Source organism: Novosphingobium sp. (assembly GCF_965228995.1).
GTDB lineage: Bacteria > Pseudomonadota > Alphaproteobacteria > Sphingomonadales > Sphingomonadaceae > Novosphingobium.
Window position 1 is genome coordinate 1,421,919 of record NZ_OZ245852.1, and the last position, 20,462, is coordinate 1,442,380.

Here is a 20,462-nt window from a genome sequence, read left to right on the forward strand (position 1 = left end):
GCTCACTCCTCACCGCGCCGCGTCCATCAGCTCGCGCATCCGGAGCACTGCGGGAGCAAGGCCGGTGAAGATCGCCTCGCCGATCAGGTAGTGGCCGATGTTGAGTTCGGCGAGCTGCGGAATCGCGGCGATGGCGCTGACGTTTTCATACGTAAGGCCGTGCCCGGCGTGCGGCTCGATGCCATTCTTGGCGGCAAGCGCGGCCATATCCGCAATGCGGCGCAATTCCACCGCGCGGGCTTCCCCTGTCGCGTGAGCGTACTCGCCGGTGTGCAGCTCGACCACCGGCGCCCCGAGCTTCATCGCGGCCTCGATCTGGCGCGGCTCGGGCGCGACGAACAGGCTGACGCGGATACCGGCATCCGCAAGCCGCGTGACGATGGGAGCAAGGCGATTGTGCTGACCGGCGGCGTCAAGCCCGCCCTCGGTGGTGCGCTCCTCGCGCCGTTCGGGGACGATGCAGGCGGCGTGGGGTTTGTGGCGGAGCGCGAAGGCGACCATTTCCTCGGTCGCGGCCATTTCGAAGTTGAGCGGCAGGCTGGTCGCGGCCTGGATGCGGGCAATATCCTCGTCGCGGATGTGGCGGCGATCTTCGCGCAGGTGCGCGGTGATGCCGTCGCCGCCGACTTCGGCGACGATCTGCGCCGCGCGCACCGGATCGGGATGATCGCCGCCGCGTGCGTTACGGATCGTGGCGACGTGATCGATGTTGACGCCCAACCGCAATCGGGGCCGCAGGCGCGTGGGAGCATGAAGGCTCATCAGGCGGCGCGGCTCCCGGGCTTGATCGCCTGAGTCGCGGCGAGTTCGGGCGGAAGCTCGTCGGGCGCGTATGTCGGGAAGCTCAGGCTGACGAGCGGATAGAACGGCACGCCGAGGTCCGCCGCGCCCGCCGAGCGATCGACCAGCGCCGCACCGGCCACAACAATGCCGCCCGCCGCCTCGATCGCTGTAATCGCCTCGCGGCTGGAAAGGCCGGTGGTGACGACGTCCTCGACCATCAGCACCTTCTCGCCCGCCTTGAGCGAAAAGCCCCGGCGCAGTTCGAAGGTCCCGGTCGGGCGCTCGACGAACATCGCCTCGACGCCGAGCGCGCGGCCCATTTCGTGGCCGATGATCACACCGCCCATTGCGGGGGAGATGACCTTGCCGATCTGCTGACGCAAGTCGCGCGGCAGAGTCGCGGCGAGGGCCGCGGCAAGGCGCGAGGCGCGCATCGGGTCCATGAGTACGCGGGCGCATTGCAGATAGTGCGCGCTGTGGCGGCCCGAAGAGAGCAGGAAGTGCCCTTCGAGCAGGGCCTCGCTGGCGCGGAATTCGGAAAGGATCTCGTCTTCGAGCATGGTTGTCTCATCGTGGGCGGGCACAGGGGCCCGCGGGCGGTGCGTCAGGGGTGGGTCCATAGCGAAGGCGGGGGCGCGGCGCTATGCCGGACTTGGGTCATGACCGGGTGATTCCCGTTATTCGCTTGCTCCTTAGAGCTTTAGGGCAAACCCGATTGCCCCAAAAATATACGTTCAGGCGCTTGAGGCTTGCGGCGACCGCGCGTATAGGCGCCCTTGATTTTAGGAAATTGGGGTGTGGAGTGTCGGGGCAAACGCCCGGCGCAGAAGCAAAAAATCGAGAGCCGTATATCATGAGTCTTTCCCATGTTGCCCGCGCCGTGACGGGCGCGATCCGGACGATCAGCCTTGCGGCCGCGCTTGCATTCGCGCCCCAGGCCATGGCGGCTGCGGCCGCTCCGGCGCCTGCAGCGGCTGCTGCTCCGGCTCCTGCTGCTCCGGCTCCTGCTGCCCCGGTTGCGGTCGCACCGGCTCCTGCTTCCAGCGCTGCCCCGGCAGCCGCCGCGGCTGCGGCCCCGGTCGACAAGGGTTCCTACACCCCGATGAAGCCGGTTCCCGGCGTCGGCCAGCCGGTCGCCAAGGGCTGGACCTTCCAGGACCAGTATTCGCCGAACGGGCAGGAAGCCCTCGCGATGCATGATTACCTGCTGATGCCGGTGATCACCGTGATCGTGCTCTTCGTGCTCCTGCTCCTGCTGCTGGTGATGGTGCGCTTCAATCGCCGCGCCAACCCGGTCGCTTCCAAGACCAGCCACAACACCACGATCGAGATCATCTGGACGGTCATTCCGGTCCTCATCCTCGTCGTGATCGCGGTGCCCTCGATCCGCCTGCTCGCGCACCAGTATGCGCCCGCACCGAAAGGTGCGCTGACGGTCAAGGTCACCGGCTACCAGTGGTACTGGGGCTATACCTATCCCGACAACGGCGGCTTCGAGGTGATCTCGAACATTCTGCCCGATGCCGAGGCGATCAAGCGCGGTGAGCAGCCGCAGCTTGCGGTCGACAACCGCATGGTCGTCCCCGCCGGTGAGCCGATCCGCCTGCAGACAACCGGTTCGGACGTGATCCACTCGTTCGGCGTGCCCTCGCTGTGGTTCAAGCTCGACGCTGTGCCGGGCCGGATCAACGAGAAGGTGCTCTTCATCAACAAGCCTGGCGTCTATTATGGCCAGTGCTCCGAACTGTGCGGCGCCCGCCATGGCTACATGCCGATCGTGGTCGAGGCTCTGCCGCGCGCCAAGTTCGAAGCGTGGGTGAAGACCCAAGGCGGTACGGTCGGCGCTCCGGCGGCCGGTGCCACCACCACGGCGGCGGCTGCGCCTGCCAAGACCACGCCCGCTGCGTAACCGATTTCGAGGACAAGGTTAGACCACCATGGCCAGCATACCAGCCAACGAAGGCTTCGACGCCCACCACGACGAAGCACACGATCATGATCACAAGCCCGCGTTCTTCGCGCGCTGGTTCATGTCGACCAACCACAAGGACATCGGAACGCTCTACTTGATCTTCGCGATTTTCGCGGGGATCATCGGTGGCGGCGTTTCGGGCATCATGCGCGCCGAACTCGCGCATCCGGGCATCCAGTACCTTGGCTGGTGGACTCACTTCCTCGGCGGCAACGACCAGGATTTCAACGCCACGCTCCACATGTGGAACGTGCTGATCACGGCGCACGGCCTGATCATGGTGTTCTTCATGGTCATGCCCGCCCTGATCGGCGGCTTCGGCAACTGGTTCGTGCCGCTCATGATCGGCGCGCCGGACATGGCCTTCCCGCGGATGAACAACATCTCGTTCTGGCTGACCGTTTCGGGCTTCTGCTCGCTGATGATCTCCGCCTTCATGCCCGGTGGTACCGGCATGGGTGCCGGCACAGGCTGGACGGTCTACGCACCGCTCTCGACCACCGGTTCGGTCGGTCCTGCGGTCGACTTCGCGATCTTCTCGCTCCACCTTGCCGGTGCGGGCTCGATCCTCGGCGCGATCAACTTCATCACCACCATCTTCAACATGCGCGCGCCGGGCATGACCCTGCACAAGATGCCGCTGTTCGTGTGGTCGATGCTCGTCACCGCGTTCCTGCTGCTGCTGTCGCTGCCGGTTCTGGCCGCCGCGATCACCATGCTGCTGACCGACCGCAACTTCGGTACGACGTTCTTCAACCCGGCTGGCGGCGGTGACCCGATCCTGTACCAGCACCTGTTCTGGTTCTTCGGCCACCCCGAAGTGTACATCATGATCCTGCCGGGCTTCGGCATCATCAGCCAGATCATCTCGACCTTCTCGAAGAAGCCGGTGTTCGGCTACCTGGGCATGGCCTACGCCATGGTCGCGATCGGTGCGGTGGGCTTCATCGTGTGGGCGCACCACATGTACACCACCGGCCTCGACGTGAACACGAAGATGTACTTCACCGCCGCCACCATGGTCATCGCGGTGCCCACCGGCATCAAGATCTTCTCGTGGATCGCGACGATGTGGGGCGGCAGCCTCGAGTTCAAGTCGCCGCTCGTGTGGGCGATCGGCTTCATCTTCCTCTTCACCGTCGGCGGCGTGACCGGCGTGGTGCTCGCCAACGGCGGCATCGACGACAACCTCCAGGACACCTACTACGTCGTGGCGCACTTCCACTACGTGCTGTCGCTGGGTGCGGTCACTTCGCTCTTTGCCGGGTTCTACTACTGGTTCCCGAAGATGAGCGGCCGGATGCACAGCGAGTTCCTCAGCCACGTGCACTTCTGGATCTTCTTCGTCGGCGTGAACATGATCTTCTTCCCGATGCACTTCCTCGGGGTGCAGGGCATGCCGCGCCGCTATCCGGACTACGCCCCGGCGTTCGAGTACTGGAACACGATCGCCAGCTATGGCTACGCCGTGATGGCAACCTCGATGGTCGTGTTCTTCATCAACATTGGCTACTCGCTCGCCTTCGGTAAGAAGGCCGTCGGCAACTACTGGGGTGAAGGCGCGACCACGCTTGAGTGGACGCTCTCCAGCCCGCCGCCGTTCCACCAGTTCGAGACGCTCCCGGTAATCGAGGACGCGCACTCGCACTGATCGGGTACCCCGGTTGAACCGGGGGGCTGCAGACACAGAGGGGCTCCGGAGCAATCCGGGGCCCTTTTGCGTTTTGGCCTGCCCCCCGCTCCGTCAACGGCCCGTCGCTTAGCCCCAAAGCGCGGTGCCGTTTCGCTTTCCCTTCACGGAATGCAGGCCTATAGGCCGCCCATCATGACCATCGCGAACCCTCAGGCTTTGATCATGCCCGCTGACTGGCGCGACTTCTTCGCGCTGACCAAGCCGGGCGTGATGCGGCTTGTCATCTTCACCGCCGTGTGCGGCATGCTGGCAGCGCCCGGCACGATTCACCCTGTGCTGGCCTTCACCGCGATCCTGTGCATCGCGGTCGGCGCTGGCGGCGCTGCGGCGCTCAACCAGTGGTGGGAAGCCGATCTCGATGCCGTGATGAAGCGCACCGCTGGCCGCCCGATCCCCGGCGGCCGCATGGACCGCACATCGGCGCGCGACTTCGGCTTTGCGCTTTCAGGCGTCTCGGTGATGACGATGGGGCTTGCGATCAGCTGGCTCGCAGCCGGAATCCTCGCCTTCTCGATCTTCTACTATGCCTATCTCTACACCGTCTGGCTCAAGCCACGCACGCCGCAGAACATCGTGATCGGCGGCGGGGCGGGGGCCTTTCCGCCGCTGATCGGATGGATCGCGGTGACCGGACACATCACGTGGATGCCGGTGCTGCTGTTCCTCATCATCTTCATGTGGACACCGCCGCACTTCTGGGCACTCGCCCTGTTTGTGCAGATCGACTACTCCAAGGCGGGCATCCCGATGATGCCGGTCGTGGCGGGCGAACGCTCCACCCGGTGGCAAATTCTGGCATACGCTGCCGCGCTGCTGCCGCTTTCCATGACGCCCTGGTTCATCGGCGGCACGGGTATGGTTTACGGCCTGTCTGCGTTCCTGCTCAGCGGGATGTTCCTGTGGCTGTCGTTCAAGGTGGGCCTGCGCACGTCGACCCCCGGCGATGGCATGAAGCCGGAGAAGCGCTTGTTCGCCTATTCGATCTTCTATCTGTTCATCCTGTTCGCGATGCTGGTTGCTGACCGCTACGCGACAATCCTTGGTCTGCAAGCATGATCCAGCTTCCTGAAACCCGCCCGTTGACCGCTGCCGAAACCGATGCGCTGCGCGCGCGCCAGCGTGAGCGCAACAGGGTCATGGCCCTGATCCTCGGGTTTCTCGTGATCCTGTTCTTCGCGATCTCGATCGTGAAGATCGCGCAAAAGCCGGAGCACGCCCCGGCCGAAGGTACCCTGCAAACGGAGCATTCCTGATGGCTGTGACGCTTGACCCCGGCAGTCGGCGCAATCGCAGGGTTGGCGCGATTGCCGCAGGCGGCGCACTCGCCATGCTGGGCCTCGGTTATGCGTCCGTGCCGCTCTACCGAATCTTCTGCCAGGCGACGGGCTTTAATGGCACGACCCTGCGCGCGACGGCAGCCCAGGCTGCGGCGGTGAAGGCCACCGGGCGCCCGATCACGATCCGCTTCGATGGCAACGTGATAAAGGGCATGCCGTGGCAGTTCCGCCCCGAGCAAGTGACGCAGTCCGGCCATATCGGTGAGCGCAAGATGGCATTCTTCTACGCCAAGAATACCTCGAATCGCACCATCACCGGCCGCGCCGTCTATAATGTGACGCCCGAGCAAACCGGCGCCTATTTCCACAAGATCCAGTGCTTCTGCTTCAATGATCAGACGTTGAAGCCCGGCGAGGAAGTGCGCATGCCGGTGCTCTACTATGTCGATCCCGATATGCTCAATGATCCCAATGCCAAGGATGTGCCGGAGATCACGCTGTCCTACACCTTCCTCGAAGCTGCCGACAGCGCTACGGCCGCCCCTGAAAAACAGGGTGCAAAGCCTCTGGACCGCGCCGCAAGGCCTCGATAAAGGCGTTTGCAAACAAGCTGAATCGGGCCTGCGGGCGGCGATGCGGCAAGTCCCAAGATGACGGGGGTTGAAGAGACTAACATGGCCGGCACCAAGAACCACGATTACCACATTTTGCCGCCGGACATCTGGCCCCTCGTCGGCGCGCTTTCCGCGCTCACGATGACGAGTGGCGGCGTTTTTGCCATGCACGGCCTGCCGGGCGGCAAGATCGCGCTGATGCTCGGCGTGTTCGGCGTTGCGCTCACCATGTTCTCGTGGTGGGGCAAGGTGATCAAGGAAGCGCATGCGGGCGATCACACGCCGGTCGTGCAACTCCACCAGCGCTACGGCATGATCCTGTTCATCGCTTCGGAAGTGATGTTCTTCGTCGGCTGGTTCTGGGCCTTCTTCGATTTCTCGCTGTTCCCCAACAAGCTCGTCGACGTCGTCGGCGGCGTGTGGCCGCCCAAGGGCATCGAAGCGGTGATGAACCCCTTCGACCTGCCGCTGCTCAACACGCTGATCCTGCTGTGCTCCGGCACGACGCTGACCTGGGCGCACCACGAACTGATCCACGGCAACCGTGAAGGCCTCAAGCAGGGCCTCTGGGCGACCATCGTGCTCGGCCTGCTGTTCAGCTCGATCCAGGCCTATGAATACATGCACGCCCCGTTCGGCTTCGGCCAGAACACTTACGGTTCGGCGTTCTACATGGCGACCGGCTTCCACGGCTTCCACGTGATCGTCGGCACCATCTTCCTCGCGGTGTGCCAGGCGCGCGCCTACAAGGGCCACTTCACCCCGCGTCAGCACTTCGGCTTCGAAGCGGCTGCATGGTACTGGCACTTCGTCGACGTCGTGTGGCTGTTCCTCTTCGTCGCCATCTACGTGTGGGGCGGCTGGGGCGCGCCGATCGAGTGATCGGGTTCCAGTGACTTCAGGCGAAAGCCAGAACGCGAAAGGGCAGGGCGGACATCTCCGCGCTGCCCTTTTCGGTTTGTGCCCTCGCTGCCGCGCGCGGAGCCTGTGGGATGCGCCGGCCGCGTTTGCGCCGGCTTGCCGGGCCTGCGGGCTGGCGTTTGCGAATTACGAACCGCGCGGGCGGGGGCTCTATTTCGTGCTGCTGCCGCTGACGGCGCTGCTGATCACCGGCGCGCTGAAACTGGATGATGCGGTGCGTCCGCCCTTGTGGCTGATGCTGGGTTTGATGGTGGTCGTGGTGTCGGGCGTGATCATCGGCGCGATGCGGCTGATGAAGGCGGCCTTGCTGATCGCGCGGCTGCGCGCGGCGGGAGTTTTGGCGTGAAGCGTATTCCGATTGTGCCGACGCTGCTGGTGCTGCTGGCGGTGGCCTACATGATCCACCTCGGCCTCTGGCAGCTAGATCGGCTCAAGCAGAAGGAAGCGATGCTCGCGCGGTACGAGGCGGCCCGTTCAGACAAGGGTGTGCACCCCTGGCCGAACGACGACATCGCTCCGCTCGGCTACACCCACCTGCGCCTCGATTGCCGGAGTACCGGCGATACCGCGCCGCAAGCCGGCCGCAACGCGCAAGGCCAGTCCGGGTGGGCGCAAGTTGCGGTCTGCACTGTGCCTGATGGCGGACATGCCCGGGTGGTGCTCGGGTGGTCTGCGAACCCGGCAAGCGTCCGCTGGAGCGGCGGGATTGTCACCGGCACCTACTTGCCGCGCGGTGACGAGGTCATTGTTGTCGCCGATCCGCCGCTTGCTGGCCTGCAGGCCAACGCCAAGCCCGATCCGCGTGACATTCCCAACAACCACCTCGCTTATGCGGTGCAGTGGTTCCTGTTCGCGGGCTTGGCGCTGGTGATTTATGCGCTGGCGCTGCGCAAGCGGATGCGGGGGGGGTAATCGTCAGACGAGATCGTCAATCGTCACACGCAGCGCATCGGCCAGCTTTTTCATCGTTGCCACCGAACCGCCGCGCACGCCCTTTTCCATGTTGACTATCTGCACGCGGCCTATCCCCGCTATCCCCGCCAGTTCGGTCTGGGTGATCCCGCGCAGTTCGCGCCACACCTTGAGCGGGGCCTCGCCCGCAATCAGGCGCTTGGCATAGTCTGCCGGCACCAGTTCATCCTCACCGGTTTCCAGCGCGGCCACTGCTCGGTCATAGGCGCGCAAGTCCGCCAACTCGCCTTCTGCTGCTCGCAGGCGCTGGTAGTCTTCCAGCGGGATCGTGATCATTTCGCCCATGCCTGCCTCCATCACCGATAAATGTCGCCGCGCGGACCGATCTCCAGAACCGCCAGCACAATGCCGTCCCGCATGATAACCCGCCAGTCTCCAACCCGGAGCCGAATTCCTTCGCGCCCCTTCAAGGCGGTGACATTGTTGGCCTGCGATGCCGGATCAGCGGCATAGTCTTCCACTTTCGCAACAATCCGGTCGGCCACATTTCGGGGCATCGCCCTCAACACCTTGATCGCGGCGCGGGTGTATGTGATCTCCTTCACCCGCTACATGTATCTCAGAGATACTATCTGGTCAAGCGTCACCCCTCCCCAAATCCTTGCGCGTCCGGCCCCCGCCCGCTAACCGGCAGGCCCATGAAGTACGTCAGCACCCGGGGCCAGGCGCCCTCGCTCGATTTCGAGGGTGTCACCCTCGCCGGCCTCGCATCTGACGGCGGGCTCTATGTGCCCGAGCGCTGGCCGACTTTCACCACGCATGAGATCGCCGCGATGGCGGGCCTGCCCTATGCGGAGCTGGCGGCCAAGGTCATGCAGCCCTTCGTGGGGACAAGCATCGCGCCGGAGCGCCTGCTGGAGCTGACGCGCGAGGCCTATGGCCGGTTTTCCCATGCCGCCGTTACGCCGCTGGTGCAGCTCGATGAGCGGCAGTGGCTGCTCGAGCTGTTCCACGGGCCGACGCTGGCGTTCAAGGATGTGGCGCTGCAGCTGCTCGGGCTGCTGTTCGAGGAATTTCTTGGGCGGCGTGACGATCACCTGACCATTGTCGGTGCGACCTCGGGCGATACCGGTTCGGCGGCCATCGATGCCGTGGCGGGCCGCGCCAAGGTCGATATCTTCATGATCCACCCGCATGGCCGCGTCTCTGATGTGCAGCGGCGCCAGATGACGACCGTGCTCGCGCCCAATGTGCACAACATCGCCATTGATGGCAGCTTCGACGATGCGCAGGCGATGGTGAAGCGCATGTTCAACGACGGCGCAATGACCAGCCGCTTCGGCATCGCGGCGGTCAATTCGATCAACTGGGCTCGGCTGATGGCGCAGGTGGTCTACTACTTCGCTGCGGCGCTGCAGCTGGGTGCGCCTGCGCGCAAGGTGGCCTTCAGCGTGCCGACGGGCAATTTCGGTGACGTGTTCGCAGGCTATGTCGCCGCGCAGATGGGCCTGCCGATCGAGCGGCTGATCGTCGCGACCAACATCAATGACATTCTCCACCGCGCGCTTTCAAGCGGCGACTATTCGGCGGGGACGGTGACGCCGACCGCTGCGCCTTCGATGGACATTCAGGTGTCCTCCAACTTCGAGCGCCTGCTTTATGATGCGGGCGGGCGCGACGGTGCGGCGATCATGGCGCAGATGAAGCAGTTCGAGGGCACGAAGGCGATGCAGCTGACCAATGCGCAGCGGGAAAGCGCCGCCGCGTTGTTCACCAGCACACGGGCCGATGCCGCCGAAATGGCAAAGGCGATGCGCTGGGCTTACGAATCCTGCGGTGAAGTGCTCGATCCGCATACGGCGATCGGCTTGCATGCAGCCCGGGTGGCAGGCGGGCTTGCCGCCGATGTTCCGGTGGTGACGCTGGCGACCGCGCATCCCGCCAAGTTCGGCGATGCGGTGGAGCGCGCGACGGGTGTGCGGCCAAGCCTCCCGGCGCGGGTGGGCGACCTGTTCGAGCGCGAGGAGGCCTATACCCGCCTGCCGGGCGACTACGATACCGTCGCCGCTTGGATTGCCGAGCGCGCCACGCCCAGGGACACTTTGGGGGCAGGCTGAGGTGGCCGCGCTCGATCTTCAGGCGAAGCTCATGGTCGGGGCGGGCTGGGACCAGTTCGGCCTGATCGACAGCGGCGACGGGCGCAAGCTCGAGCGCTATGGCCCCTATCGCTTCATCCGGCCGGAACCGCAGGCGATGTGGGCCCCGCGCGTGGCGGTCTGGGACGCGAACGGCGAGTTTGTGCCGGGTTCCGACGAAGATGGCGGCGGGCGCTGGACTTATGCGAAGCCGGTGCCGCGTGAAGGTTGGCCGCTCGATTGGCGCGGGATCGGCTTTATCGCGCAGTGCACGCCGTTTCGACACCTCGGGTTCTTTCCGGACATGGCCCCGGTGTGGGACTGGATGGGGGAGCGGCTCGTTCCTCCCCGGCACGAGGAGGGGGACCATGCGAAGCATGGTGGAGGGGCACCCTCGGGCGTGCGCGAGAGTGCCCCTCCACCACCTGCGGTGGTCCCCCTCCCCCAAGGGGGAGGAATGAGCACGCTCAACATGTTCGGCTATACCGGGGTCGGCACGATGGCGCTTTCGCGCTTCGGGCCGGTCACGCATGTCGATGCCTCGAAGAAGGCGGTTGCGCAGGCGCGGGCCAATGCGGCGGTGGCGGGGCTGGAAGATCGGCCGGTGCGCTGGATCGTCGACGACGCGGCCAAGTTTGCCGCGCGCGAGGTGCGGCGGGGCAAGCGCTATGACGGGATCATCCTCGATCCGCCCAAGTTCGGGCGCGGGCCGGATGGCGAGGTCTGGCGGCTGGAGGAGAACCTGCCAACGCTGATCGCCGATTGTGCGCGGCTGCTGGACGCGCAGAGCCGGTTCCTGTTCCTCACCGTCTATGCCGTGCGCATGTCTTCGCTCGCCATCGGCGGGCTGCTGGCGGAGGCGCTGGCGGGGCTGCCCGGCACGGTCGAGCACGGCGAACTGGCGCTCGCCGAGGAAGGCGAAGGCGGGCGGATCCTGCCCACGGCGATCTTCGCGCGCTGGTCCAATCCTGAAACATAAGAAAATCTGGGGCACGCCACGAGAGCACCGGCACTGGACAAGGGGGCGGCGGGGTGCCAGAGGCGCGGCCCGTGAATGACAGCCTTATCCTTGAAGTCGCCAACATCGAAAGCGATGTGCTCACCGGGATCTATTCCGAGGAGACCGGGAGGCCGCAGCCGCTGCGCATCTCGATCTCGGCGGCGCTCACCGCGCAGGATCGCTACACGCCCGATTGCCCGCTGACGGCGAGCAAGAACTATATGGACCTGAAGCACGCGGCGACCGAAGGCCTGCCGCAGGGCGTCCATTTTCAGCTGATCGAATCGGTAGCGGACCACATCTGCGAGACTCTGTTCCTGCAGGACAAGCGGGTCACACGCATCACGGTCAAGATCGTCAAGCTCGCCATCAGCGAGCACGGCGAGGAGATCGGCATGACGCTGACCCGGCATCGGCGCGATTGACGATGGCAGATACCCGGCCGCTTGCTGTGATCACCGGCGGCTGGCGGCGCATCGGCGCGGCGATTGCGCGCCGCTTGGCCGAGGCCGGATGGGATCTGGCGCTGCATGCGCATAGCGCCGCGACCTTCGATCAAGGCTTTGCCGGGGAGCTCGCACAGCTAGGCGCGGCCGTCCATCCGCTCGCGGCGGACCTTGCCGATGCGCAAGCGGTCACGCGCCTGCCGGCCCAAGCCATGGCACTGGCGGGGCGCGCGCCGAGCCTGCTCGTCAATTGCGCGGCGCTGTTTCGCGAGGATACGGTTGCCACCGTGACCGCTGCGATGCTCGACGAGCATCTGGCGGTGAACCTCGCCGCGCCGGTTCTGCTGACGCGCGCTCTGGCTGAACTCGCGGATGGTGAAGCGGCGGTCGTGCACATCGTTGATCAGCGCGTGCTCAATCCGGTGCCCGATCAGCTGAGCTATACGCTATCAAAGCAAGCGCTCCATGCGGCGGTGCGTACGCTGGCGCGCAGCCTTGCGCCGCGCGTGCGGGTCAATGCGGTCGCGCCGGGGCTGACCTTGCCGACCCCGGATTACAGCGACGAGCAGTGGCAGCGCCTCACCGCGCTGATGCCGCTGGAACGGCTCGCCAGCCCGGACGAGATCGCCGAGGCAGTGTTGTTCCTTGCCGGAGCGCGCGCCGTCACCGGGCAGACTATTTTTGTTGATGGGGGCGCGCACCTTGAATCTTTTGCGCGAGACTTCGTATATCTGGAGACATGAACACTCCAGTCGCACCCTTGGTTGACCGCTTCGCGCGCCGCATCACCTATCTGCGGCTCTCGCTCACAGACCGCTGCGACTTGCGCTGTTCCTACTGCATGCCCGAGCGCATGACCTTTCTGCCGCGCGCCGAGGTGCTGACGCTGGAAGAGCTGCACGAAGTGGCGCTCGCCTTCATCGCGCGCGGCGTGCGCAAGATCCGGCTGACCGGCGGCGAGCCGCTGGTGCGGCGCGACATGATGCAGCTGGTCCGCGCGCTGGGGCGGAAGATCGAAGATGGCAGTCTGGATGAACTGACCCTCACCACCAACGGCACGCGCCTCGCGGAATTTGCCGACGATCTGGCAGCGGCAGGGGTGAAGCGCATCAACGTCTCGCTCGATACGCTGGACCGTGCGAAATTTGCTGAGCTGACCCGGCGTGACAGCTTGCCCCAGGTGCTCGAAGGCCTTGCCGCGGCCAAGGCGGCGGGAATCAGGGTGAAGCTCAACGCCGTGGCGCTGAAGGGCATCAACGAGCACGAACTGCCGGAACTGATCGCCTGGGCGCATGGCGAGGGGCATTCGGTTACGCTGATCGAGGTCATGCCGCTGGGCGAGGTCGAGGGCGACCGGTTCGATCATTACCTGCCGCTGGATGCGGTGCGTCGCGATCTCGAAGCGCGCTGGACGCTGACTCCGAGCGATGCGCGCACCGGCGGCCCCGCGCGCTATGTCGATATTGCCGAGACGGGCGGGCGGCTGGGCTTCATCACGCCGCTCACGGGCAATTTCTGCGAGGGCTGCAATCGCGTACGTGTCACCGCGACGGGCCAGCTGTTCATGTGCCTTGGCGGCGAGGGCAAGGTGGACCTGCGCGCCGCGCTGCGCTCCGACGACCCGGAAACCGCGCTGGCCGACGCCTTTGCCCGCGCGATGGGCGAGAAGCCCGAACGCCATGGCTTCGTGATCGACCAGCCCGGGGCGGCACCCGCATTGGCACGCCACATGTCGATGACGGGCGGCTGACGTTGTCCGAATTGGGCCGAGCAAGACTGGTGTTCCTGGGCCGGCTGGAAGACATCGCCGGCATGGGCGAACTGGCGGTCAGCCCTGGTCCGCTCGAACACGTGCTCGCCGCACTCGATCCCGCGCTGGCGGTGGAACTGCTGGGCGAGCGGGTGCGCATGGCCTTGAACGGCGCACTGCTGGGTGATGGCGGCGGCGTGGTGCTGGCAGAGGGCGATGAGCTTGCGTTCCTGCCGCCGGTCAGTGGCGGGTGATCACCTTGGTCCTGAATCCCATCCCGTTCGTGTCGAGCCCCTCGTCTTCGCTCGGGATAAACTTCCGGCCATCAGGGCCGGAAGTCGAGACACCTGATGCCGCGCTTGGTGTCTCGACTTCGGGGCTTCGCCCCGCAGTTTATCCCGAGCTTGTCGAGGGGCTCGACACGAACGGAGGTTGGCGCAACCCCCGTAAAGGGATGGCGTAAAATGGCCGACGTTCGCCTCCTCGGCGAAGCCTTTTCCGCGGCGGGCGAGCTTGCCGCGTTTACCGCCGCACACCCCGAGGCGGGCGGGATCGTCAGCTTTGTGGGGCAGGTGCGTGCCGAGGGCGGGCCGAATGCGGTCGAAGCACTGGAGCTCAAGCACTACGCCGCGATGACGCTGCCGGGCATGGAAGCGCTGGCGACAGCGACTCGCGCGCGCTGGGCACTGGACGGGCTGCTGATCATCCACCGCCATGGGATGATGCACCCTGGCGATCCGATCGTGCTGGTGGCGGCAGCAGCGCGGCATCGGCGCGATGCGTTTGCCGCGGCCGATTTCGCGATGGATCACCTCAAGAGCCAGAGCTGGTTCTGGAAGCGCGAAAAGACGGCGAACGGCTGGCGCTGGATCGAGCCCCGCGCGGACGATCACCGCGATCTCGCGCGCTGGTAGCGGCCTAGCCGCCGAGCGCGCCGCTCAACGCGGCGATGGTGCGATCTTCCTCGGCAAGCAGGGCCGCGATATCGCGGTGGGTGGGATCTACGAGCTTGAAATCGTCGTCCGGCCCGGTGGCGGCCTTTTCGGTTGCGGCGATGAGCAGGCGGTCGAGATCGGACAGCGCCAGCATGCCCTCGCCGCGCGCCGACGTCAGCCCGGCGAGCGCGATCGCGGCGTTGCTCCAGGCTTCGGTGCCGGGGGCGGCGCCCTTGGCCGCCTCGATCAGCCGGGTTGCCGGGCCCTGTCGCTCGAGAAAGCGGCCATGGGCTGCGCGGGCCGCATCGCCCAGGGCCGTGACGCGGGCAGCGAGATCGGTGCCGCCGGGAAGCTGCGTGGTGAGCGGCAGGCTGGGCGTTGGCGCGACGGGCTGGCCGGTCCCATAGGCGCGCTCGGCCGGGCGGATCGCGAGCGAGGGGAAACGCGAGCGCTCTGCATTGCAGGCCGATAGTGCGAGCAGGGCGGCGAGCGGAGCGATGATGCGGATGGACAGGCGGGCCATGCCTCGGCCATAGAGTCTTTTGCCGGAGCGGGGAAGCGGGGCCTGCTGCGCGCGTTCGCGTCATTTCGAGCGCTGCGGCGTTGACAGGGCGCCCCCATTCGATTAACCGCGCCACTCTTTCCGGGCCTCCGCAATCGTGCGGAGATTCGGCCATGCCGGTTGATGGCTGCGATTCGCAGCTCATCGGGCGGCCAGACACTTGAAACGGATAGCAGGAACCATGTTCGCAATCGTGCGCACGGGCGGCAAGCAGTACCGGGTTGCCGCCGGAGACAAGATCGCGGTCGAAAAGCTGGCGGGTGAAGCCGGTGAAACGATCACGCTGACCGACGTCCTCCTCGCGGGGAACGAAGGCGTGCTCGCGGATGCCAAGGGCGTGACCGTTTCGGCCGAGATCATCGCGCAGGCGAAGTCCGAGAAGGTGATCGTGTTCAAGAAGCGCCGTCGGCACAACTATCGCCGCAAGAACGGCCACCGCCAGCAGATGACCCTGCTGCGCATCCTCAGCGTCGCCTGATTTCTGGGCCTGATCGCGGCCCTTCGGCAAGAATTCGGAGTAATCTGACATGGCACACAAGAAAGCTGGCGGCTCCTCGCGCAACGGTCGCGATTCGGCTGGCCGCCGCCTCGGCGTCAAGAAGTTCGGCGATCAGCACGTGATCGGCGGCAACATCATCATTCGCCAGCGCGGCACCAAGGTGTACCCGGGCGCCAATGTCGGCATTGGCAAGGATCACACCCTCTTCGCGCTCGCCGAAGGCCGCGTGCGTTTCCACTCGGGCAAGCTTGGTCGCAAGTACGTCTCGGTGGACATGATGGCCGAGGCCGCTGAATAACCGGATGGTCAAATCGGGCCATCCGCATGGGATGGCCCCCGCCGGCACCAAGGTGCCGGCTTAACGAGGGAGAGGGGCCAACCCGTCTCCCTTTTTTTTATGTCTCCCTCACCCATGGCACAGCTTGGCGCATTAACCGCGCAAGCCCCGGCTGATCGCAATATGCCTGTCATTTCCTTTGGTTAGCAGCCGAGGGCAATCGAGGGGCGGATGAGGAGACAAGGCATGTTCATTCGCAGTGAAAGACTGTTCCTGCGCCCCGCCTGGCCCGAGGACTGGGCCGAGCTGCACGCCGCGATCGATGATGCGGCAGTGGTGCGCAATCTGGCCCGCGCGCCCTGGCCCTACCGGGCGGATGACGCGCGCTGGTTCGTCAATCGGCCGCAGGATGCGCGCCATCCGGACTTTCTGGTCACCCTGCCCGGCGCCGAAGGCGCGCGGATCATCGGCTGCGCGGGAATCGCGCCGGGCGAGCATGGGGCGGTCGAGCTCGGCTACTGGGTCGCACGCGATCATTGGGGCCGCGGCTATGCGACCGAGGCCGCGCGGGCCGTGCTCAGCGTGGCGCGCGCGCTTGGCCATGACCGGATCGAGGCGAGCCATTTCCTCGACAATCCCGCATCGGGTCGGGTGCTGCGCAAGCTGGGCTTCGCACCCACCGGCGAGCACCGCCCGCGCCGCAGCGAAGGCCGCGGAAGCGTGGTGACGAGCGTCGTCTACCAGATCCACCTCGGTGAGGCGGGAAATGGCGATGGCGGCGGTGACGATCAGGAGACGATGCGACGCGCAGCCTGATGGCCCGCGTCCCTCTTGCCCCAAGCGCGCCGGAGTTCTAGGCATTGGGGCCATGGCGCGCGGGGGTAAGTGCGTGCCGCAAGGGGGAAATTGGCCCGCACAATGTCAGTTCGCAAGCGTCTCAGTCCCGAAGAAAGCCGTATTGCCGCCCTCGAAGCCGCACGGGCCCTGCTGATCGAGACCGGTCCGCAGGCTGTCACGCTCAAGGCCGTGGCGGGACGGATCGGCCGCACTCATGCCAATCTGCTGCACCACTTCGGCTCGGCCTCCGGCCTGCAGAAGGAACTTGCACGCCATCTCGCCGAAACGATCTGCGTGGTGATCCGTGAGGCGGTGATCGCCAGCCGGTCGGGCGTCGGCTCCCCGCGCGATGTGGTCGACCTGACCTTCGATGCCTTTGATCGCGAGGGGGCGGGCGCGCTTGCCTCGTGGATGCTGCTTACGGGCAACGAGGATGCGCTCGATCCCATCGTCGATGTGATTCACGATCTGGTGGTGGAGCTCAACGAGTTCGGCTCGGACACCATGCGCGGCACTACGCTGACGCTCGTGCTCATGGCGCTGGGGGATGCCCAGATGGGCGGACCGCTGAGCCAGGCGCTCGAGCTGCCGCGCACGGCGGCGCGCGACTATGCGGCGACGCTGCTTGAGAAGGCGACCGCCGAAAACGGCAAGATCACGCAGGCGGGCTAGAAGCCCACTCCGCTCATCCTGAGCTTGCCGAAGGGTGCTGGCGCGACGGCCGGGCGTGATGCTTCGACAAGCTCAGCATGAGCGGCCTTGGGGATTTCAGAACTCTTTAGCCAGGTCCATCCACGCCGGCGCGGCTTCGGGGCTGATATCCTCGACGCGGCGGTGATCGACCGCCAGCCCGAGTTCCGGATAGGCCGCGCGCTGGCGAGCAGGGTCGGACTGGCCCAGCGGCACGACCACCAGCCGCCGGTTCACTTTCTGCCGCCAGTTCATCCGCGCGGTATTTTCCTGCCCGACATAGCAGCCCTTGGTGAAGCTGACCCCGCCGAGCTCGGCGGCATTGGTTTCGAGCCAGAGCGTTTGTTCGCTGCCGAGTTCGGCGAGGCCTTCGGGCACGCCGTGGGCAAGACGGTGCGCTCGCCATGCGTCGTCCGCCGCAGTGTCATCGGTGCTGATCGGCGCGATCCAGCGGTGGCCGAGTGCGGGCAGGCGCGGATCGGTCGGTTCGCCCTCGGCCTGCCAGTAGACGCCGAGCGCGGGGTCCTCGGCAATCGCGATGCGGCGGCGCAGGCGGTAGAGCGAGAGGCGCTTGATGAGGGCGGTGGCGGCGGCGGCTTCGCAATCGAGGAGCAGATCCGCTCCATCACCCCATACGATGAAATCGAACAGCGCCTTGCCCTGCGGGCTCAGCAGTCCGGCCCAGACGGGGAGGGGGCCCTTCACATCGTTCGTCACGAGGCCCTGAAGGAAGGCAGCCACGTCCTCGCTGTCGTCCAGCGGGGAGAGGCGCACCACGGTGCGAGTTGTCAGACGGGGTGCGCTCATGCGTGACAGATAGGCACGGTGCGGCCTAAGGGGAAGGGCATGACGACACCTGACTCGATCACGATCCGCCGCCCCGATGACTGGCACGTCCACTTGCGCGATGGTGCGCTGCTGGCGGGGGTGGCTCCGCACACCGCGCGGCAATTTGCGCGGGCGATCGTGATGCCCAACCTCTCACCGCCGATGACCGATGTTGCAGGGGTTTCGGCCTACCGCGACCGCATCGTGGCGGCGCTTCCGGAAGGCGCGGACTTCACGCCGCTGATGACGCTTTACCTCACCGACCATACCGATCCCGATGAAGTCGAACGCGGCCAAGCGGCTGGCGTGTTCGTGGCGGCCAAGCTCTATCCGGCGCACGCGACCACAGGCTCTGCGCATGGTGTGACCGATGTGGCGAACATCATGCCCGTGCTGGCGCGGATGGAGAAGATCGGCATGCCGCTCCTCATCCACGGTGAGGTTACGGACAGCCATGTCGATATCTTCGACCGCGAGGCAGTGTTCATCGAGCGGACGCTGATCCCGCTGGTCAAGGCGCTGCCGGGCCTGCGTGTCGTGTTCGAGCACGTCACGACCGCGGAAGCGGTGCAGTTCGTCGAGAGCGCAGGGCCTAACCTTGCCGCCACGATCACGCCGCAGCATCTCCATATCAACCGCAATGCCATGCTCGTCGGCGGCATTCGCCCGCATGCTTATTGCCTGCCGGTGGCCAAGCGCGAGCATCACCGGCTGGCGCTGCGGGCGGCGGCGATATCGGGCAGCGCGCAGTTCTTCCTTGGCACCGATAGCGCGCCGCATGCGAAGCACCTCAAGGAAGCGGCCTGCGGCTGCGCCGGGATCTTCAACGCGCCGTTTGCGCTCGAAAGCTATATCAAGGTGTTCGAGGAGGAAGGCGCGCTGGACAAGTTCGAGGGCTTTGCCAGCGAGCACGGGCCGCGCTTCTACCGCCTGCCGCTGAACGAAGGCACGGTAACGCTGGAGCGCGCGCCAGTGACGGTGCCGGACGAGATCGACGTGGGTGAAACGATGGTCGTGCCCTTCCACGCCGGGGAAACGCTAGGCTGGAAATTTCGTGTGTGAGTTGAGGCGCGCCTGATGGAACATGTCCAAGGTGAATAACGCGAGTGCCGCCCAGATCAGCAAGAAGCAACCCGTACGCGCCGCATCGAGCGGTTCGCCATAGAGGAAGTGGCCGAGCAGGAAGCCGATGCTGGGCGTGATGAACTGGGCAAAGCCCATGGCCGAAAGCGTGAGTCGCCGCGCCGCATAGCCGAACAGCAGCAGCGGGATCGCGGTGAACAGGCCGCCGATCATCAGCAGCCCCGTCGTCTGCCAGCTGATGGCGATGCTGGAGCCGCCACCGGCCACCGCGTACCATCCGGCCACGGCGAGCGCGGGAATGAGGCTCACCCCAGTCTCGATCGTCACCCCCTCCAGCGCGCCGACCGGGGTTACCTTGCGGACGAAGCCGTAGAGCGCATACGTCACGCCAAGCGCGAGGGAAACGAGCAGCATGTCGAGCTCGCCGAACGCGAGGAGGCCAATGCCGGTGGCGGCCAGGGCGACTGCGCTCCACTGGGTCCGGCTGAGCTTTTCGTGCAGGAAAACCGTGCCGATCAGCACGTTGACGAGCGGCATGATGTAGTAGCCGAGGCTGGTGGCAAGCACGTGGCCGGTGACGACGGCGATGAAGAAGATCAGCGAATTGGTGCAGGTGAGCAGCGCGCTGGTCATGAGCCGCAGCACCACGGCGCGGTCCCGCAGCGCGGCGGCCAGGGCGGCGTTCTGGCGCTGCACGGCGATGATCGCAAGGCAGATCGGCATGCTCCAGATGATCCGCCAGGCCAGCAGTTCGGGCGCGGGCACGGTGCCGAGCAGCTTGAAGTAGATCGGCATGACGCCCCAGAACGTATAGGTCGCGATGGCGGCGACGGCACCGTTCTGGCGGGATGAGGCGCCAAGGGGCTGCGGGGAGGTCATGCCGCGCGCCATGGCAGGGCTTACCTGCACGACCAAGCATCAAAATGGCATGAGGGCGCGCTTCATCGTTGACGCGGACTTAACCATGCGCGGTGCAGGGAGGAGGCTGATGTGGTGTCGCCCCGCCTTTCGTCCGCTGCTCATGGCCGTGCTGCTCGCCGGTCTTGCCGGCTGCGCGGCAGAAGCTCCGCGCACGCGCGGTGCGGAGGAAGGCCCCGCGCACGATCCGGTGATGACGGCGGCGATCGAAGGGCAGTTGCTGGTCGATCCCGATCTTTCGCAGGCCAACAATCGCAACATGGCTGCGATCCCGGCCGGGCCTGCCGATCCGGCGCTGCCTCTGCCCGATCCGAAGAACTGAAGCGGCAA

General features: G+C 65.9%; 28 protein-coding genes. 21 read left to right on the top strand and 7 right to left on the bottom strand.

The window, feature by feature from the left end; all coding sequences use genetic code 11:
• Positions 1-9 precede the first annotated feature (9 nt).
• Positions 10-762: a pyridoxine 5'-phosphate synthase gene (locus tag ACO056_RS06665; RefSeq protein WP_421853647.1), complete on the bottom strand. Its 753-nt coding sequence runs from the start codon at positions 760-762 to the stop codon at positions 10-12.
• Complete coding sequence (pyrE, locus tag ACO056_RS06670; RefSeq protein WP_421853650.1) at positions 762-1,343, bottom strand: orotate phosphoribosyltransferase; 582 nt, start codon at positions 1,341-1,343, stop codon at positions 762-764. Before pyrE ends, ACO056_RS06665 begins: the two co-directional genes overlap by 1 nt.
• 293 nt (positions 1,344-1,636) lie before the next feature.
• Between pyrE and coxB the strand changes: the two genes are divergently transcribed.
• From coxB to ACO056_RS06710, 8 genes are all read left to right on the top strand, one after another.
• A complete protein-coding gene (gene coxB, locus ACO056_RS06675; RefSeq protein ID WP_421853653.1) occupies positions 1,637-2,692 on the top strand; it encodes a cytochrome c oxidase subunit II in 1,056 nt (351 codons plus the stop codon).
• 28 nt (positions 2,693-2,720) lie between these two features.
• Positions 2,721-4,406 carry a cytochrome c oxidase subunit I gene (gene ctaD / locus ACO056_RS06680; RefSeq protein ID WP_421853656.1) on the top strand — a complete coding sequence of 562 codons (1,686 nt, stop codon included), beginning with the start codon at positions 2,721-2,723 and terminating at the stop codon, positions 4,404-4,406.
• 174 nt (positions 4,407-4,580) lie between these two features.
• Entirely contained in the window at positions 4,581-5,504 is a 924-nt protein-coding gene (locus ACO056_RS06685; protein ID WP_421853659.1) for a heme o synthase, read from the top strand.
• The gene (locus ACO056_RS06690) at positions 5,501-5,701 is read left to right on the top strand and encodes a hypothetical protein (RefSeq protein WP_421853662.1); all 201 of its coding nucleotides are present in this window, start codon (positions 5,501-5,503) and stop codon (positions 5,699-5,701) included. The genes ACO056_RS06685 and ACO056_RS06690 overlap by 4 nt, the downstream gene beginning before the upstream one ends.
• Entirely contained in the window at positions 5,701-6,318 is a 618-nt protein-coding gene (locus tag ACO056_RS06695; RefSeq protein ID WP_421853665.1) for a cytochrome c oxidase assembly protein, read from the top strand. The genes ACO056_RS06690 and ACO056_RS06695 overlap by 1 nt, the downstream gene beginning before the upstream one ends.
• Positions 6,319-6,399: 81 nt before the next feature.
• On the top strand, positions 6,400-7,221 hold the full coding sequence (locus ACO056_RS06700; protein ID WP_421853668.1) for a cytochrome c oxidase subunit 3: 822 nt from the start codon (positions 6,400-6,402) through the stop codon (positions 7,219-7,221).
• A gap of 10 nt (positions 7,222-7,231) precedes the next feature.
• Positions 7,232-7,606, top strand: a complete 375-nt coding sequence (locus tag ACO056_RS06705) for a DUF983 domain-containing protein (RefSeq protein ID WP_421853671.1) — start codon at positions 7,232-7,234, stop codon at positions 7,604-7,606.
• Entirely contained in the window at positions 7,603-8,172 is a 570-nt protein-coding gene (locus ACO056_RS06710) for an SURF1 family protein (protein ID WP_421853674.1), read from the top strand. The genes ACO056_RS06705 and ACO056_RS06710 overlap by 4 nt, the downstream gene beginning before the upstream one ends.
• A 3-nt stretch (positions 8,173-8,175) precedes the next feature.
• Here the strand turns inward: ACO056_RS06710 and ACO056_RS06715 are convergent, their stop codons facing one another.
• Together ACO056_RS06715 and ACO056_RS06720 are read right to left on the bottom strand one after the other, a co-directional pair.
• On the bottom strand, positions 8,176-8,517 hold the full coding sequence (locus tag ACO056_RS06715) for a helix-turn-helix transcriptional regulator (protein ID WP_421853677.1): 342 nt from the start codon (positions 8,515-8,517) through the stop codon (positions 8,176-8,178).
• Positions 8,518-8,528: 11 nt separating this feature from the next.
• On the bottom strand, positions 8,529-8,777 hold the full coding sequence (locus ACO056_RS06720; RefSeq protein ID WP_421853680.1) for a type II toxin-antitoxin system RelE family toxin: 249 nt from the start codon (positions 8,775-8,777) through the stop codon (positions 8,529-8,531).
• A gap of 93 nt (positions 8,778-8,870) precedes the next feature.
• Between ACO056_RS06720 and thrC the strand changes: the two genes are divergently transcribed.
• The 7 genes from thrC to ACO056_RS06755 all read left to right on the top strand — a co-directional run bounded on the left by thrC (position 8,871) and on the right by ACO056_RS06755 (position 14,417).
• Positions 8,871-10,289: a threonine synthase gene (gene thrC / locus ACO056_RS06725; protein WP_421853683.1), complete on the top strand. Its 1,419-nt coding sequence runs from the start codon at positions 8,871-8,873 to the stop codon at positions 10,287-10,289.
• A 1-nt stretch (position 10,290) separates the two neighbouring features.
• Positions 10,291-11,286 carry an RsmD family RNA methyltransferase gene (locus tag ACO056_RS06730; RefSeq protein WP_421853686.1) on the top strand — a complete coding sequence of 332 codons (996 nt, stop codon included), beginning with the start codon at positions 10,291-10,293 and terminating at the stop codon, positions 11,284-11,286.
• 71 nt (positions 11,287-11,357) lie between these two features.
• Positions 11,358-11,732 (top strand): dihydroneopterin aldolase, encoded by a 375-nt coding sequence (locus ACO056_RS06735; protein WP_421853688.1) that lies wholly within the window; start codon positions 11,358-11,360, stop codon positions 11,730-11,732.
• Positions 11,733-11,734: 2 nt separating this feature from the next.
• Positions 11,735-12,496 carry an SDR family oxidoreductase gene (locus ACO056_RS06740; RefSeq protein WP_421853691.1) on the top strand — a complete coding sequence of 254 codons (762 nt, stop codon included), beginning with the start codon at positions 11,735-11,737 and terminating at the stop codon, positions 12,494-12,496.
• Positions 12,493-13,503, top strand: a complete 1,011-nt coding sequence (gene moaA / locus ACO056_RS06745) for a GTP 3',8-cyclase MoaA (protein ID WP_421853694.1) — start codon at positions 12,493-12,495, stop codon at positions 13,501-13,503. Before ACO056_RS06740 ends, moaA begins: the two co-directional genes overlap by 4 nt.
• 29 nt (positions 13,504-13,532) lie before the next feature.
• On the top strand, positions 13,533-13,757 hold the full coding sequence (locus ACO056_RS06750) for a MoaD/ThiS family protein (protein ID WP_421853697.1): 225 nt from the start codon (positions 13,533-13,535) through the stop codon (positions 13,755-13,757).
• A 210-nt stretch (positions 13,758-13,967) separates the two neighbouring features.
• Positions 13,968-14,417, top strand: coding sequence for a molybdenum cofactor biosynthesis protein MoaE (locus tag ACO056_RS06755; RefSeq protein WP_421853700.1), 450 nt, complete (start codon positions 13,968-13,970; stop codon positions 14,415-14,417).
• A 4-nt stretch (positions 14,418-14,421) separates the two neighbouring features.
• Here ACO056_RS06755 and ACO056_RS06760 read toward each other — a convergent pair whose 3' ends face one another.
• Entirely contained in the window at positions 14,422-14,961 is a 540-nt protein-coding gene (locus ACO056_RS06760; protein WP_421853703.1) for a hypothetical protein, read from the bottom strand.
• 220 nt (positions 14,962-15,181) lie between these two features.
• On the opposite strand from ACO056_RS06760, the gene rplU reads away from it, so the two are divergent.
• The 4 genes from rplU to ACO056_RS06780 all read left to right on the top strand — a co-directional run bounded on the left by rplU (position 15,182) and on the right by ACO056_RS06780 (position 17,285).
• On the top strand, positions 15,182-15,478 hold the full coding sequence (rplU, locus tag ACO056_RS06765) for a 50S ribosomal protein L21 (protein ID WP_421853706.1): 297 nt from the start codon (positions 15,182-15,184) through the stop codon (positions 15,476-15,478).
• 49 nt (positions 15,479-15,527) lie between these two features.
• Entirely contained in the window at positions 15,528-15,797 is a 270-nt protein-coding gene (rpmA, locus tag ACO056_RS06770; protein WP_298164942.1) for a 50S ribosomal protein L27, read from the top strand.
• A gap of 225 nt (positions 15,798-16,022) precedes the next feature.
• Positions 16,023-16,592: a GNAT family N-acetyltransferase gene (locus tag ACO056_RS06775; protein WP_421853708.1), complete on the top strand. Its 570-nt coding sequence runs from the start codon at positions 16,023-16,025 to the stop codon at positions 16,590-16,592.
• Between the two features lie 102 nt (positions 16,593-16,694).
• Positions 16,695-17,285 (top strand): TetR/AcrR family transcriptional regulator, encoded by a 591-nt coding sequence (locus tag ACO056_RS06780; protein ID WP_421853710.1) that lies wholly within the window; start codon positions 16,695-16,697, stop codon positions 17,283-17,285.
• 96 nt (positions 17,286-17,381) lie between these two features.
• On the opposite strand, the gene ACO056_RS06785 is transcribed toward ACO056_RS06780, so the two are convergent.
• Entirely contained in the window at positions 17,382-18,110 is a 729-nt protein-coding gene (locus tag ACO056_RS06785; protein WP_421853712.1) for a YgfZ/GcvT domain-containing protein, read from the bottom strand.
• 39 nt (positions 18,111-18,149) lie between these two features.
• Between ACO056_RS06785 and pyrC the strand changes: the two genes are divergently transcribed.
• Entirely contained in the window at positions 18,150-19,193 is a 1,044-nt protein-coding gene (pyrC, locus tag ACO056_RS06790; RefSeq protein ID WP_421853715.1) for a dihydroorotase, read from the top strand.
• Here pyrC and rarD read toward each other — a convergent pair.
• Positions 19,170-20,093: an EamA family transporter RarD gene (rarD, locus tag ACO056_RS06795; protein WP_421853718.1), complete on the bottom strand. Its 924-nt coding sequence runs from the start codon at positions 20,091-20,093 to the stop codon at positions 19,170-19,172. The two genes, pyrC and rarD, sit on opposite strands and share 24 nt — an antisense overlap.
• A 109-nt stretch (positions 20,094-20,202) precedes the next feature.
• Here rarD and ACO056_RS06800 point away from each other — a divergent pair, with 109 nt between their 5' ends.
• A complete protein-coding gene (locus tag ACO056_RS06800) occupies positions 20,203-20,454 on the top strand; it encodes a hypothetical protein (RefSeq protein ID WP_421853721.1) in 252 nt (83 codons plus the stop codon).
• Positions 20,455-20,462 lie beyond the last annotated feature (8 nt).